The organism is Cohnella rhizosphaerae (assembly GCF_029525575.1).
In the GTDB taxonomy this organism is placed as follows: domain Bacteria; phylum Bacillota; class Bacilli; order Paenibacillales; family Paenibacillaceae; genus Cohnella; species Cohnella rhizosphaerae.
On sequence record NZ_JAPDIA010000003.1, the window covers coordinates 964,867 to 979,458 of the forward strand.

11 protein-coding genes and 1 pseudogene are annotated in these 14,592 nt (G+C 59.8%); 8 read left to right on the plus strand and 4 right to left on the minus strand.

The genetic code is table 11. The features are described 5' to 3' along the window. Window positions 1-508: 508 nt before the first annotated feature. Window positions 509-787, minus strand: coding sequence for a hypothetical protein (locus tag OMP40_RS10035; RefSeq protein ID WP_277531061.1), 279 nt, complete (start codon window positions 785-787; stop codon window positions 509-511). A 721-nt stretch (window positions 788-1,508) separates the two neighbouring features. Here OMP40_RS10035 and OMP40_RS10040 point away from each other — a divergent pair. The 8 genes and pseudogenes from OMP40_RS10040 (at window position 1,509) to OMP40_RS10075 (ending at window position 12,590) form a co-directional block, all read left to right on the plus strand. Then, window positions 1,509-5,322, plus strand: a pseudogene (locus OMP40_RS10040) (galactose-binding domain-containing protein). A 198-nt stretch (window positions 5,323-5,520) separates the two neighbouring features. Continuing rightward, window positions 5,521-7,086: an RCC1 domain-containing protein gene (locus OMP40_RS10045; protein WP_277531066.1), complete on the plus strand. Its 1,566-nt coding sequence runs from the start codon at window positions 5,521-5,523 to the stop codon at window positions 7,084-7,086. After that, the gene (locus tag OMP40_RS10050) at window positions 7,052-9,754 is read left to right on the plus strand and encodes an InlB B-repeat-containing protein (protein ID WP_277531068.1); all 2,703 of its coding nucleotides are present in this window, start codon (window positions 7,052-7,054) and stop codon (window positions 9,752-9,754) included. The genes OMP40_RS10045 and OMP40_RS10050 overlap by 35 nt, the downstream gene beginning before the upstream one ends. Then, on the plus strand, window positions 9,726-10,598 hold the full coding sequence (locus tag OMP40_RS10055; protein WP_277531070.1) for an S-layer homology domain-containing protein: 873 nt from the start codon (window positions 9,726-9,728) through the stop codon (window positions 10,596-10,598). Before OMP40_RS10050 ends, OMP40_RS10055 begins: the two co-directional genes overlap by 29 nt. A gap of 151 nt (window positions 10,599-10,749) precedes the next feature. Next, on the plus strand, window positions 10,750-10,986 hold the full coding sequence (locus OMP40_RS10060; protein ID WP_277531072.1) for a DUF6953 family protein: 237 nt from the start codon (window positions 10,750-10,752) through the stop codon (window positions 10,984-10,986). A gap of 58 nt (window positions 10,987-11,044) precedes the next feature. Then, window positions 11,045-11,515, plus strand: a complete 471-nt coding sequence (locus OMP40_RS10065) for a hypothetical protein (RefSeq protein WP_277531074.1) — start codon at window positions 11,045-11,047, stop codon at window positions 11,513-11,515. A gap of 235 nt (window positions 11,516-11,750) precedes the next feature. Beyond that, a complete protein-coding gene (locus OMP40_RS10070) occupies window positions 11,751-11,966 on the plus strand; it encodes a cold-shock protein (RefSeq protein ID WP_277531076.1) in 216 nt (71 codons plus the stop codon). 420 nt (window positions 11,967-12,386) lie between these two features. Next, window positions 12,387-12,590 (plus strand): cold-shock protein, encoded by a 204-nt coding sequence (locus tag OMP40_RS10075; RefSeq protein WP_090118053.1) that lies wholly within the window; start codon window positions 12,387-12,389, stop codon window positions 12,588-12,590. A gap of 127 nt (window positions 12,591-12,717) precedes the next feature. Here OMP40_RS10075 and OMP40_RS10080 read toward each other — a convergent pair whose 3' ends face one another. The 3 genes from OMP40_RS10080 to OMP40_RS10090 all read right to left on the minus strand — a co-directional run bounded on the left by OMP40_RS10080 (window position 12,718) and on the right by OMP40_RS10090 (window position 14,550). Beyond that, a complete protein-coding gene (locus OMP40_RS10080) occupies window positions 12,718-13,539 on the minus strand; it encodes a hypothetical protein (protein ID WP_277531083.1) in 822 nt (273 codons plus the stop codon). 200 nt (window positions 13,540-13,739) lie between these two features. Beyond that, the gene (locus tag OMP40_RS10085) at window positions 13,740-14,264 is read right to left on the minus strand and encodes a L,D-transpeptidase (RefSeq protein ID WP_277531086.1); all 525 of its coding nucleotides are present in this window, start codon (window positions 14,262-14,264) and stop codon (window positions 13,740-13,742) included. A gap of 67 nt (window positions 14,265-14,331) precedes the next feature. Beyond that, window positions 14,332-14,550: a hypothetical protein gene (locus OMP40_RS10090; RefSeq protein ID WP_277531088.1), complete on the minus strand. Its 219-nt coding sequence runs from the start codon at window positions 14,548-14,550 to the stop codon at window positions 14,332-14,334. Between the last annotated feature and the right edge of the window lie 42 nt (window positions 14,551-14,592).

A 14,592-nucleotide genomic window follows, 5' to 3' on the forward strand; every position in this document is an offset into this window, starting at 1 on the left:
TTTTTAACCTATCAGAAAGCTATAATAATTGGTGTTGGATGCTGCCCGATTTCAGTTTGCTTCATTAGCAAGCCAGCAAGCCAAGAGAGGCTTCACCGAGCGTTTGCCGAAGGATTCTCGGTTAGAAACGAACGAATACGCTCGCACTGTCGCCCGCCGCCGAAGTCTCGAATAGAAACAAATTAGCGATCCTGCGCCATCGCAGGATCGTCGAAGTTCTGTTTAGGAACAAACTGGCCCTCTTGCGCCATCGCGGGATCGTTGAAGTCTCGGTCAGGAACAAACTCGTTTTTTTGTAATCGGATGTTCCAGGAGGAGATCAAGCGCAATTGTGCTCAATCTAGACACGGATATCCCGGGAGCCGGGGGCCGAGGGCGATAAGTGTTGAAAAGCAGTTAATCGGCGCGCTGATCGGGGCTGGGGAGGAAATAAGTGTTCAAACGCATTTAATTTGTTCATGGCCGGGTCCAAACGCTCGAAAGTGGGAATTTAATTGCGTTTCAACACTTATTTGGCCCATAACGTCGTGATCAAAGGAAATAAATGCGTTTCAACAGCTAATTGCCGCGAGCGCGAGGACGCCAGGTAGCCCGCCAAGCCCGCCAAGCCCGCCAAGCCCGCCAAGCCCTTCAAGCCCTTCAAGCCCGCCAAGCCCTTCAAGCCCTTCAAGCCCTTCAAGCCCTTCAAGCCCTTCAAGCCCTTCAAGCCCTTCAAGCCCTTCAAGCCCTTCAAGCCCTTCAAGCCCTTCAAGCCCGCCAAGCCCTTCAAGCCCTTCAAGCCCGCCAAGCCCTTCAAGCGTTGTTCAAGGTTAAATATAGCGGCATATCGGCCCCTCTCGCATCGTCGCGCCTTGCGAGAGGGGGGGATAAAAAAATCACATTCGCACAGGCTATTCAGCCGATTGGACAAGCCGAAGAGGGAGTTTCTGCAGATCAGCATCCATTTGCCGAGGCGTTAGAAAGACGCTAAGAAATCCTAATCCTTCGCGTAATCTAATCGCGCACAGGCGTCATTCAATCGCACCTCGCCGGCGGCTGTGGAGGCGTTGGCGCGGTTGGTTGTGCGTTCAGGCGGTCGCGGCTGTCCGCGGATCGTGCACGCGCTTGATGCAAGGGACATCAGGGAGAGCTGCGACCTTCCTTGCTAACGATTCAGCAATTATAAGTTTTTCCTATCCTTTGCTGAATCGTCTCCGATAAAAACATACCGCCGTCTTAAAGGACGGCGAAGCCATTTTTACTTGATCGTAATTCCGCACATACATCCCATAGGAATGTACATCGTCGGACCGGCATGTAAGCGCTTATAATTTATGTGGAAGCATCATCCATATCAGGAAGGGGAGGTTCGCCGCACCTAAACTTGAACAGGGTCGCTGATCAGCCGCTTGAATCGGAAGGGACCAGAAAACGCTAGTTATCCATTTACGAGGAGGCAGATCATGTTTATGCAACTGCAGACGGGGAAACGGAAGCCGTGGACGGCTTCTTTGCTGGCGCTTGCGCTGATGGCCGGATTGCTCGCCAATCTGGCCGGGCTTCAGGCGACCAAGGCTTATGCGGACGGTCCGAATCTGGCGGCCAACAAGCCGGTGACCGCAAGCTCGTACGCGGACGTATACCAAGCGGGCAACGCCGTAGACGGCAACGCCGGCACCTATTGGGAGAGCGCGAATAACGCATGGCCGCAGTGGATCCGGGTCGACCTGGGCGCAGCCACCAGCGTTAACCAGGTCGTGCTGAAGCTGCCGTCCGGATGGGGCGCGCGCTCGCAGACGCTGTCCGTGCAGGGCAGCCTGAACGATTCGACATACAGCACGCTGGCGTCATCCGCTTCGTATTCGTTCGATCCGGCGACCGGCAATGCCGTGACGGTCAGCTTCTCCGCGACCAGCGCGCGTTACGTCAAGGTCAACTTCACGGCCAATAGCGGTTGGCCCGCCGGCCAAGTGTCCGAGCTTGAGGTGTACGGCACCGTAGCGCCGCCGGCCAACAATGTATATGAAGCCGAAGCCGCGGCGCTGTCCGGCGGCGCCAAGGTGAACACGGACCATACCGGATATACGGGCACGGGATTCGTGGACGGTTATTGGACGCAGGGCGCGCAGACGCTGTTCACCGTCAATGCGGCGGCCGCCGGCAACTATGCGGTCGCGCTGAAGTACGGCAACGCGAACGGCGCGGCCAGAACGTTGAGCGTCTATGTCAACGGTACGAAGGTGAAGCAGACGACGCTCGCCAGTCTCGCCAACTGGGACACTTGGGGAACCCAGACCGAGACGTTCGCGCTGAATGCAGGCAGCAACACGATCGCTTACAAATACGAACCGACCGATTCCGGCGTTGTCAATCTGGACCAAATCGCGCTGACTGCCGTGTCCGCGACGCCGACGCCGACCGCAACCCCGACGGCGACGCCAACAGCCACGCCGACCGCAACGCCGACCGCAACGCCAACCGCAACGCCAACGGCGACTCCGACGGCCACCCCGACGGCCACGCCGACCAATACGCCGCCGCCGAACGGCTCCAATCTGGCGCAGGGCAAGCCGATTACCGCCTCTTCGGTCAACTGGACATATGTTGCAGCCAACGCCAATGACGGAAATACCGCGACGTATTGGGAGAGCAATACGAACAGCTACCCGGCCACGCTGACCGTGTCGCTGGGCGCAAACGCCAGCATTTCCCAAATTGTGCTCAAGCTTAATCCGGACGGCGCCTGGGCGACGCGCACGCAGACGATTCAGGTGTTGGGCCGCGATCAGAACGGCACTTCGTTCAACAACCTGGTCTCGTCCGCGCAATATACATTTAACCCGGCAACCGGCAATACGGTCACCATTCCCGTAAGCGCCACCGCCAGCGACGTGCAGTTGAAATTCACGGCGAACACGGGCGCCACCGGCGGACAGGTGGCCGAGTTCCAGGTGATCGGCGTACCCGCGCCGAATCCGGACCTGACCGTGACGGGCCTGTCCTGGACGCCGTCCGCGCCGGTCGAGACGGATAGCGTCACGCTGACGGCGATCGTTAAAAACGCGGGCACGCTGGCCTCCGCGGCGACGACCGTCAACTTCTACCTGGGCACGGCCAAGGTAGGCACCGCGAACGTCGGCGCGCTCGCCGCCGGCGCTCAAACCAGCGTCACCGCCAGCATCGGCGCGAAGGATGCAGGCAGCTACGCGGTCACGGCCAAGGTCGACGAGACGGGCGCCGTCATCGAGCAGAACGAGAACAACAACAGCTACACGGGCGCCTCCAATCTGACGATCAGCCCGGTTCAGAGCTCCGACCTGGTCGCCACGTCGGTGAGCTGGAGCCCGAGCAATCCGGCAGCGGGCAATACGACGAATTTCTCCGTTATCCTGAAAAACCAGGGTACGATCGCTTCGGCCTCCGGCGCGCACGCCGTCACGCTGACGCTGACGGACGCGACGACCAATGCCGTCGTGAAGACGCTGACCGCCAGCTACTCCGGCACGCTCGCCGCTGGCGCGTCCAGCCCGTCGATCGCCCTTGGCAGTTGGACCGCGGCCAACGGCAAGTACAACGTCAAGGTCCAGATCGCCGCCGACGGCAATGAATTGACGGTCAAGCAGGCGAACAACGTATCGACGCAGCCGATGTTCGTCGGACGCGGCGCGAGTATGCCGTTCGACATGTACGAAGCCGAGGACGGCACGATCGGCGGCGGCGCGGCCATCGTCGGACCGAACCGCAACATCGGCGACCTCGCCGGCGAAGCGTCCGGCCGCAAGGCGGTCACGCTGAACGCGACCGGCAGCTACGTGCAGTTCACGACCAAGGCGAGCGCCAATACGCTCGTCGCCCGCTTCTCGATCCCGGACGCGGCCGGCGGCGACGGCATCAACTCAACGCTGAACGTGTACGTCAACGGCACGTTCGCCAAGGCGATCGACCTGACGTCCAAGTACGCCTGGCTGTACGGCTCCGAGACTTCGCCGGGCAACAGCCCGAGCTCCGGATCGCCGCGCCATATTTACGACGAAGCGAACCTCATGTTCGACACGACGATTCCGGCGGGCAGCACGATTCGCCTGCAGAAGGACGCGGCTAATACGACGAGCTATGCCATCGACTTTGTCAGCCTTGAGCAGGTGTCGCCGATCGCCAATCCCGATCCTGCCAAGTACGTCGTGCCGGCGGGCTTCACGCACCAGGACGTGCAAAACGCGCTCGATCAGGCGCGGATGGACACGACTGGCACCTATGTCGGCGTCTATCTGCCGGCGGGCACGTACACGACGTCGAGCAAGTTCCAGGTGTACGGCAAGCCGATCAAGGTGATCGGCGCAGGTCCGTGGTATACGCGCTTTGTCGCGCCGTCGAACCAGACCAACACCGACATCGGCTTCTCGGCGACGTCTACGGCGAATGGCTCCACTTTTGCCAACTTCGCCTACTTCGGCAACTACACGTCCCGGATCGACGGACCGGGCAAGGTGTTCGACTTCTCCAATGTCGCCAACATGACCATCGACAACATCTGGACCGAGCACATGGTGTGCATGTACTGGGGCGCGAACACGGATTACATGACGATCAAAAACTCGCGCATTCGCAACACGTTCGCCGACGGCATCAACATGACCAACGGCAGTACGAACAATTTGATCTCCAACAACGAAGCGCGCGCGACCGGCGACGACAGCTTCGCGCTGTTCTCGGCGATCGATGCGGGCGGGGCCGACGAGAAGGACAACATTTTCGAAAACCTGACGTCCATCCTCACCTGGCGCGCGGCCGGACTCGCGGTATACGGGGGGCTATGCCAACACGTTCCGCAACATTTATATCGCCGATACGCTCTGCTACTCGGGCATCACGATCAGCTCGCTCGACTTCGGCTATCCGATGAACGGCTTCGGCGCGAGTCCGACCACGAATTTGCAAAATATCTCGATCGTGCGCGCGGGCGGCCACTTCTGGGGCCAGCAGACATTCCCGGCTATCTGGGTGTTCTCCGCCTCCAAGGTGTTCCAGGGCATCCGCGTGAGCGACGTGGACATCGTCGATCCGACGTACCACGGCATCATGTTCCAGACGAAGTACAACGGCTCGCAGCCGGAAAATCCGGTCACCGACACGATCTTCACCAACATCACGATCTCGGGCGCGCAAAAGAGCGGCGACGCGTTCGACGCGAAGAGCGGCGTCGGCATCTGGGCGAACGAGCTGCCCGAACCGGGTCAAGGTCCGGCGGTCGGTTCAGTGACGTTCAACAATCTGACGTTTAACAACGTCGTGACGCCGATCAAGAATACAACCTCTACCTTTACGATCAACGTCAATCCGTAATCGAGGACGCCAAGCAGTCCGTTCGCCGTCAGGCGGGCGGGCTGTTTGCGTTAACGGCGGCAACCATTAACGACGCTTTCCTTTAAAAGGATTAATTTTCGAAGAGATTAACTTTCGATAATCGTCTTCGATTTCCCCGCGACTTTACAATAGCGGCAGAAGCCGGTCTGCGCGCCGGCAAGCGGGGAGGAAATCGAGTTGGTACGCAAGTGGAGCATGCTGATGTGCGTGGCGTTATTGTTCGGGCTGATTCCTGCATACGGAGGCGAGGCCCATGCGGCGGCGTCGCCGGAGGGCGGGCCGCAGCTCGTGTCGGGTTATTATCATTACGTCGGACTGACCTCGGGCGGCAAGGTGACGGGCTGGGGCGGCAATGAGTTCGGCGGCCTCGCCGACGGCACGAACGTGAACCGCAGCAAGCCGGTAGCCGCGAAAGGCATGACCGATGTTGCTTCGGTCGCCGCAGGGGTTCGGCAGTCGTTCGCGGTCAAGAAGGACGGCACGGTATGGGCGTGGGGCTCGAACAACTACGGGCAACTAGGGGACGGCACGACGACCAGTCAGTGGTTGCCCGTGCAGCTCGCGATCGACGATGTCGCGTCGCTGTCGGGCGGCATCGGCTACCATACGTTGGCCTTGAAAAAGGACGGCACGGTATGGGCCTGGGGGAGAAACGACAGCGGAGAGCTCGGGGACGGCACGACGACAGGCCGTTCGGTGCCGGCCGAAGTCCCGGGATTATCGGAGATGATCGCGGTATCCGCCGGCGGCTATCACAGCATCGCCCTGAAGGCCGACGGTACGGTATGGGCCTGGGGCCTTAACACGGCAGGGGAGATGGGCAACGGGACCGAATCCGCCGCGCAGAAGACGCCGGTGCAGGTGACCGGGCTGGATCACGTGGTCGCGATCTCGGCCGGCAACTATCATAACCTCGCCTTGAAGGAAAACGGCACGGTATGGGCCTGGGGCGCCAACGATTGGGGCGCCGTCGGCGACGGCACGACGACCAAGCGGATCGTGCCGGTTCAGGTGCAGGGCTTGAGCGACGTCGAGGCGGTGTCCGCGGGCGGCTGGCATAGCCTCGCGCTTAAGGCGGACGGCACGGTATGGGCCTGGGGCTACAACAATCTGGGGCAAGTCGGCGACGGTACGACGATGAATCGAAAAGCGCCCGTGCAGGCGACCGGCCTCGCGAATGTCGCGCAGATCGCCGCAGGGGCGTTTCACTCGGGCGCGCTGCGCGGCGACGGCTCGTTCTGGGGATGGGGCTTCAACGATTACGGGCAGCTCGGCAGCGGTACGTTCACGGATTCGAACGTGCCCGCGCAGAGCCTCGTTTGGCTGGACGATACGGCGCCGGCGCTTGCTTCCGGAACGATCTCGGCTTCCGACGTCACGACGAACAGCGCTGCGCTGAGGTGGACCAAGGCGACCGACGACATGTCCGGGCAGGCGGATCTCCAGTATCGCGTGTATCGCTCCTTCAAGAACAATATCCAGACCGTCGCGGAGATCGAGTCCAAAGGCATCGCGGTCAACGCGTACGCGTCCGATATCGGCGAGCTGCAGTTGACGGACCTGCTTGACGGCATGCCGTACTATTTTAACGTCATCGTCAAAGACAAGGCCGGCAACAAAACGGCCTATACGATGCAGCAGATCGTCACGGTCGCGATCCCGACCTACAGCGTCATTTATCGGGGGGAACGGCCATACCGGCGGCAAGGTGCCCGTCGACGACTACTATTATTACGAGGATGAAGAAGCCGAGGTGCTCGGCAATTCTCGCGGGCTGATCAAGGCCGGATACACGTTCGCGGACTGGAACACGGCAGCGGACGGAACGGGGACGGCTTATAAGGAAGGCGACCTGGCGCCGATCGGACGGGAGGACCTTGTGCTGCATGCGCAATGGACGAAGAACCCGACGTACAAGGTGCACTATGACGGCAACGGGGAAACGGGCGGCACGGGTCCGGTAGACAACGAAGAATACGAGGCCGGCGCGGCGGCGACCGTCATGAGCAACGCCGGCGGCTTCGTCAAAAACGGCTATTCGTTTGCCGGGTGGAACACGAAGCCGGACGGCGACGGCACGCCCCGCGCAGCGGGCGAAGTATTGACCATTGCCGCGGCGGACGTGACGCTGTATGCGCAATGGACGGCGAATCCGACGTACAGCGTGACATACGAGGCCGCGGATGCCGATAGCGGCAGCGTGCCTGTGGATGCGGGCGCGTATGAGGAAGGCGCCGAGCTGACGGTGCAGGGTAACACGGGCAATCTGTCGAGAGTGGGCTATGCGTTCGCAGACTGGACGCTGGCTGCTGAAGGAAGCGGCTCGGTGTACAAGGCCGGAGACAAGCTGACGATCGGGACCGCCAACATCACGCTGCACGCCAAGTGGACGGCGAATCCGACGTACAGCGTGACATACGAAGCCGCGGATGCCGATAGCGGCAGCGTGCCTGTGGATGCCGGCGCATATGAAGAAGGCGCCGAGGCGATCGTGCAAGGGAATACGGGCAGCCTGTCGAGAGCGGGCTATACCTTCGCAGGCTGGACGCTGGCAGCCGATGGCGGCGGCGCGGTGTACAGGGCCGGCGACAAGCTGACGATGGGCACGTCCGACATCACGCTGTACGCCAAGTGGGCGGCAAACCCGACGTACGGCGTGACCTACGAGGCAACTGATGCCGATAGCGGCAGCGTGCCTTTGGATGCGGGGGCGTACGAGGAAGGCACCGAGGTGACGGTGCAGGGGAACACGGGTGACCTGTCGAGGGTGGGCTACACTTTCGTGGGCTGGACATTAGCGGCCAATGGTAGCGGCACCGTGTACAAGGCCGGCGACAAGCTGACGATGGGTGGCACCGACATTACGTTGTACGCCAAGTGGACGGCGAAGCCGACGTACAGCGTGACGTACCAGGCAGCCGATGCCGACAGCGGAAGCGTGCCTGTAGATGCGGGCGCGTATGAGGAAGGCGCCGAGCTGACGGTCCAAGGCAACACGGGCAATCTGTCGCGGGCGGGGTATACCTTCGCAGGATGGACGCTGTCAGCCGATGGCGGCGGCACGGTGTACAAAGCCGGCGACAAGCTGACGATGGGTGGCGCCGTCACGCTGCACGCTAAGTGGACCGCGAACCCGACGTACGGCGTGACATATGAGGCAGCGGATGCCGATAGCGGCAGCGTGCCCATAGATGCGGGCGCGTACGAGGAAGGCGCCGAGGTGACGGTGCAGGGTAACACCGGCAATTTGGTGCGGGCGGGTTATACCTTCGCGGGTTGGACGCTGTCGGCCAATGGCACCGGCACAGTGTACAAAGCCGGCGACAAGCTGACGATGGGCACCGCCGACATCACGCTGCACGCCAAGTGGACGGCGAACCCGACGTATGACGTGACGTATGAGGCAAACGATGCCGACAGCGGCAGCGTGCCCACAGATGCGGGCGCGTACGAAGAAGGCGCCGAAGTGACGGTGCAGGGAAACACGGGCAATCTGGCGAGGGCGGGTTATACCTTCGCGGGCTGGACGCTTGCAGCCAATGGCACCGGCACGGGGTACAAAGCCGGCGACAAGCTCACAATCGGACGAGCCGATATCCATCTATACGCAAAATGGAATATCGAAGCGGGAGGCGGTCCCGATCCTGATCCCGATCCTGTAGCTGCGCCTAAGCTGACGTCGCTTCATTTATCGGCAGGCGAATGGAGCGCAGCTTTTTCACCCGGTACCGCGGAGTATACGATAACAGTGTCGGCCGACGTGGATTCGGTTGATGTTACGGCTGCGGCAGCGAATGAAAGGCAATCCGTCACGGCCAGCGTTTACGATGGGGAAGGCGTGCGGATTGGCGGTCCGATCGCGCTCGGCGCAGAATCGCGTTCCATCACGCTTGCCGCTTCCGCAGCATCCATGCAGATTGGAGTCGTCGCGGAAGACGGCAAGGGTTTCATTTATCTCTTGCATATTCAAAGAGCAAAAACGCAGGAGCCGGAGACGCCAACGCCTCCGCCGACAGCGCCGCTTGCACCGACCCCGCCTCCGTTCAAGCTTACGATCGGAGGGACGGAGCAGTCCCTCGTCGGTACGGCCACGATGAACGCGCAAGATCTCGACGTCCAATTGCTCTCATCGGCATTGGCTACGGGTTTGTCGGCAGCGGCCGAAGGGACTTTAATCGCAATCACGGCGCCCGGCGATGCGTTGAGCTTGACTGTGAGGTTCGATGCTTCGGCGCTGGATGCTATGAAAGCAAAGCGAGCGTCGCTTGCCCTCGTGACCTCGCAAGGCAGCTACACGCTTCCGATCGCCGAACTTCCAGTCGAGACGGCCGATGGCGCCGCGTACAGCTTGTCCGTGGGGCAAGGGGGGAGCGGCGACGGTCTTGCAGCTGTCCAAAGCGGCAGCGGATAAAGGCTATGTCATCATCGGCTCGCCGGTGACGTTCGAGCTCTCGATTACTCGGGCGGGTGAAGCGAAGATCGTCGACAGCTTCAAGACTTTCGTTAAACGAGAGCTGCCGCTTCCCGCTGGATCGGATCCTGCAGGCGTGACGGCTGTGGTGGTGGAGCCCGACGGCACGCTGCGGCCGGTGCCGACGGAGATCGTCGAACGGGACGGCCGATATTACGCAGTCGTTCGCAGTCTGACGAACAGCGCTTATGCGCTCGTCCGATCGACGACCATCGACTTCGCAGATTTGAGCGGGCATTGGGCGCGCGAAGCGATCGACGATATGGCGGAGCGGCTGATCGTAAACGGCTACGCGAACGGGAATTTCCGCCCGAACGCGGCCGTTAGCCGCGCGGAATTCGCCGCGATGCTGATCCGCGCGCTGGGCTTGCCGCAAACGGGCGAGGCGATGAGCGCCTTTACGGATGTCAAAGCCGAGGCCTGGTACGGCGGAGCCGTCGGTCAAGCGGCGGCGTACAGCCTGCTGTACGGCGGCAGCGACGGCCGATTCCGGCCGGACGAGTCGATCACCCGCGAAGAAGCGTTTGCGGTCGTTATGCGGGCGGCGAAGCTGGCAGGCATTCAAGGCGTGACTGCATCGGAAGACGCCGAGCGCATCCTGCTTGCCTTCGCGGACGGCGCGGCGATTCACGCCTGGGCGCGCGAGGATGTGGCGGGAGCCGTGCAAGCGGGCCTTATCCAAGGTTCGGGCGGCCGTCTGGCCCCTGGCGGCGCGGTGACACGCGCGGAGACGGCAGTCATGCTGCGGCGCTTGCTTGTTCAGGCGGGCTTGATCCGCGACTGAATATTTCGACGGGACCATCCGGGGCGCAACCCGGGTCGTCCCTTTTTTTTTGCCCGGGCGCGCGATTCGTTGCCTGCATTTCCCGCCGATTTGGTACAATAAGAGTCGGTCAAGCGCATGGCGCGCTATCGGCAGTCAAGGAGGCTTCGAAATGGAAAATACGGCGCAGGACGTCGCGGCCTGGATGGTAAGCGAGATTCGCCATCGCGGGATGCTGAAGCAAGAGGAAGCCGTCGCTTATATAAGAGAACGGTTTGGCGAAAGATTCGTATTCGTGAACGAGCGCGGGCATACGGCCCTCGACCGCGAGGTCGTGAAGGCATTTCGCAAGCTTCACGGGGGACGCGTCGCTTGGGACCGCGACGGATTTTTCTGGGGATGGACCTGACCGTTCGCGGCATTGCGAACGCGGCGATACAAGCATGAAGGACAAGGAGCGTGCACGCATGTTAAATTTCGAGCAAAAGCTGGCGATCGCGGACGAATTCAAGGAGCTGACGCGCAAAGACGTGTCGCTCGGGCGCGTGAATTATCAATTCGAGGGCAGCGCCTACGACAAGAAAAACGTCGTTTATCATCTGCACCGCAGCGGCAACGGGTTCGTTTATGCAGGAAGGCTTGAAGGATACGACACGGACGACAAAGGCTTCGCGAATATCGCGGCCTTCACGGAGGCGCAACTGCGCGCGATCATAGCGGCATCCATCGAATCGCTCAAAGGCGAACCGGGCGAAGGCGACGAGCAGCCCGCACGCGAAGAAATATGGCGCAACGAAAAGAAGCAGACGCTTGAACTGAAATACGACGAGGAAGATGGGATGTGGTACGTCTATGCGGGGCTTAACTTGGACGGCGCCTTCGACGCTTATGAAGAAGCCGCTGAATACTTGAAGGAAGAGGGATTTTCCAAGGCTTGAGCCTCGCAAGATCAGCGAGCGGAGTCGCGAATCGTGCGAGACCGATTTGCCATTCGTTCTTTTATGGGCTATGATGGATATAATGCATGTACGTGGAGAATCATATACCTTCAAGGTTCCATGGCAGTTAGCGAAGCCTTGTCGCGTATATGATTTTTTTAGTTTTGACGGTTCGAGGTTGCTTGTGTTACGCCCAATACAAGGAACAAGGCTTAGCCTTGGAGAGGAGCGCTCCATGTACAATTCCCGCAAAAAACCGGTTGAAGAGGTACCCCTTGAGCCGACTTCCGTATGGTCCTGCGCCAGCGACAGCTGCAACGGATGGATTCGCGAAAATTTTGCGTTTTCGGACGAACCGGCATGCACGCTCTGCGGATCGCCGATGGAAAAGACCGAGCGCATGCTTCCCGCTCTCGTGAATACGAGCCTGTCGATGACGAGCCGCAGCTGAAGCTGCCTGCCGCATCGCACTAGGGTGCCGCGATTGCGCCCGATGCCGTCTCTCCTTTGGGAGAGCGGCATTTTTGCATTCGCGGGAACAGCCGCCTGCTGCAAAAAAAAGTTTTGCCAGCATGTTTAAGATCTTACGAATCTGGTTAACCTATATTCGAGCGACGCTTTACCCTGCCGTGGGTAGTGAAGCCGGCAAGGACAAGCGTTTTCTTGCTTTGCCCTGCATGGACCGTTTCTGCATTTGCGTTCCTGGACAAGATGTGATAAGATGAGTCTAATCTAAATCTTGACCTGAGTTCACATATTGTAGAGGGTTATTATTTTAGAAGCTTTAATAACCTTGTACAATATGTGAATTTTATTTTCTGCGCAAAATAAAGGTCATGTAGAAAAAAACATTTTTTGGAGGTAATACCAAATGGCTCAACAAGGTACAGTTAAGTGGTTCAACGCAGAAAAAGGCTTCGGCTTCATCGAAGTTGAAGGCGGCAACGACGTATTCGTTCACTTCTCCGCAATCGTAGGCGAAGGCTTCAAGACGCTTGACGAAGGCCAACGCGTTGAATTCAACGTTGTTCAAGGCAACCGCGGTCCGCAAGCTGAGAACGTTGTAAAGCTGTAATTAGATTTTAAGCGGCGGCAACGCCCTTAAATAGCAAAGCCCGGCCAATGGCCGGGCTTTTGTGCGTTAAAGAGACCGATTGGGGCTTCCGGGCCTCGTGCGCTGCATGCGGTTGCCGCTCGTGCGCTCACGCCTCGGCCAAAGATAAGGCGCGGGCGATCGCCTCGGAGATTTTCTGCTCCAGCGCGTACTGATTCTGCTTGGCATCGTTGATCTGACCGGCGATCTTCAGCAGGCTCGCAAGCGTCGCGGAAGCGTCTCGCGGGGCGTTCTTTTTGGCCGATGCATTAAAGCTGCTCCAGAGCGTCCTGCCCGCCTGCTTCGCGGAGGAAGCGGCGCGCTTTTCCGCCTGGATGCGGGTCTTCAGCCCGTCGATCGACGCCAGCGGCTCCTTGGCCCGCTTCGACTTCGCTGCGGCTGCGCTCTTGGCGAGCTTGAGCTTGTCCTGCTTGGCCCGAATATCGTCGCGGGCGAGTTGAACCGTGACTTTCATGATATCCGCTTGAAGCTTCAGCGCCGCGTTGAGATCCTTGTTCTTCAGCTTGCGGGCCGCTTCGATCCGCTTGTTGAGCGCGGTATAGCCGTCGAACAGCGGCTTGTACTTCGCCTGCGCAGCCTTGACCTGTCCGTCCAGCCGGGCGATGTCGGCGGCGTCGATGTCCTTGATCCGCTGCTTGGCCGCCTTCAGCTGCAGCTCGTTGCGATCGTGCAGGGCGGCTGTGGCCGCGTCCGTCCGGTCGCCCTTGGCTTCCAGCGATACCAGCGACTCTTGTTGGGATACGATCTTGGCGCGAAGCGTCGGCTCCGTCGCCGCGTTCATCTTGTCGTATGCAGTCTTGCCTGCCGCGGAAAAGGTGAACGAGGCTGCCTCCGACACCCCTGGCATCACCGGCGCCATCGCAAAACAAGCCAGTACTGCCGCCAACGCCACTTTACATCCCCATCGCATAACGAATTTCCTCCCCGAAAAGTGAAATGGACAGCAAAAAAGCACCGGCAAGCAAGGCCTTGGCCTTGACTCACGGGTGCTTCCCCTGTCGGATGATAAATATGCTGTTCGTTCAATATACACGGTAACCGCGGCGGAAGTCAATCCCTTTTTTGAGAACGTATATTCCCGTCTCCGGGCCGTCTCCGGCTGCCCAACGTTTATTTCTGGATGAGTACTAACGTTTTGCTCGGAACTTCGTCGTACAGCCAACGAATGTCTTTGTTGTGCAGGCGGATGCAGCCGGCGGAGACGTATTTGCCGATCGATTTCTCGTTGTTCGTCCCGTGGATGCCGTACGCATAAGAGACATTGCCGTTTTTCAGCGTCACCTTAAGGCCAAGCCAACGATCGCCAAGCGGATTTTTGGGATCGCCCCCTTTGATTTTTTCCTTGTAGTAGGGACGGTTTTTAACCTTCTCCTGAATGACGAAAAGACCTTCGGGCGTGTACGAAGGCTTGGCCCCGGTCGCGACCGGGAACGTTTTGACCAGCTTGCCTTCTTTGAAGTAAGCCAGCTTGTTGAGCGATTTGTCGATCACGATGAAGTTCTCGTAGCCGCCGTACTTCGCATCCAGTTTGATCTGGGCGGAAGACGCGGCGGCCGCCGCGGACGCGGTGCCGACGGGGACCAGACAGGCCATGCAGATGAACAGAACGAGCAATGCCGAAAATGCTTTTTTCAATGGAATCGCCTCCTTGCGCTGTTCCCCATGGATATGCGCGAGAGGAGGCGAATATGGGTGGATGAGCTCAGCTTCTCCGCTTCAGCTCGAAAAATTCGCAATCCCGCCTATCGTGGTAGGCCAGCTCGCTGACGCTGGTCTGAATGACGACAGTATGATCGTCGAAACGAAGGATGACGCCGCCGCTGTCCACGATATGGTCGTGCTTGAAGACGCGCATGCGAAGCTGACGCTCCATCGCCTCCTGGAAATCCGCGTCCGTCGTCAGCCTGCGGTTGATTGACATCGATATACCCCTTTCTTGGCTCGGCTCTATCCATCATAATGC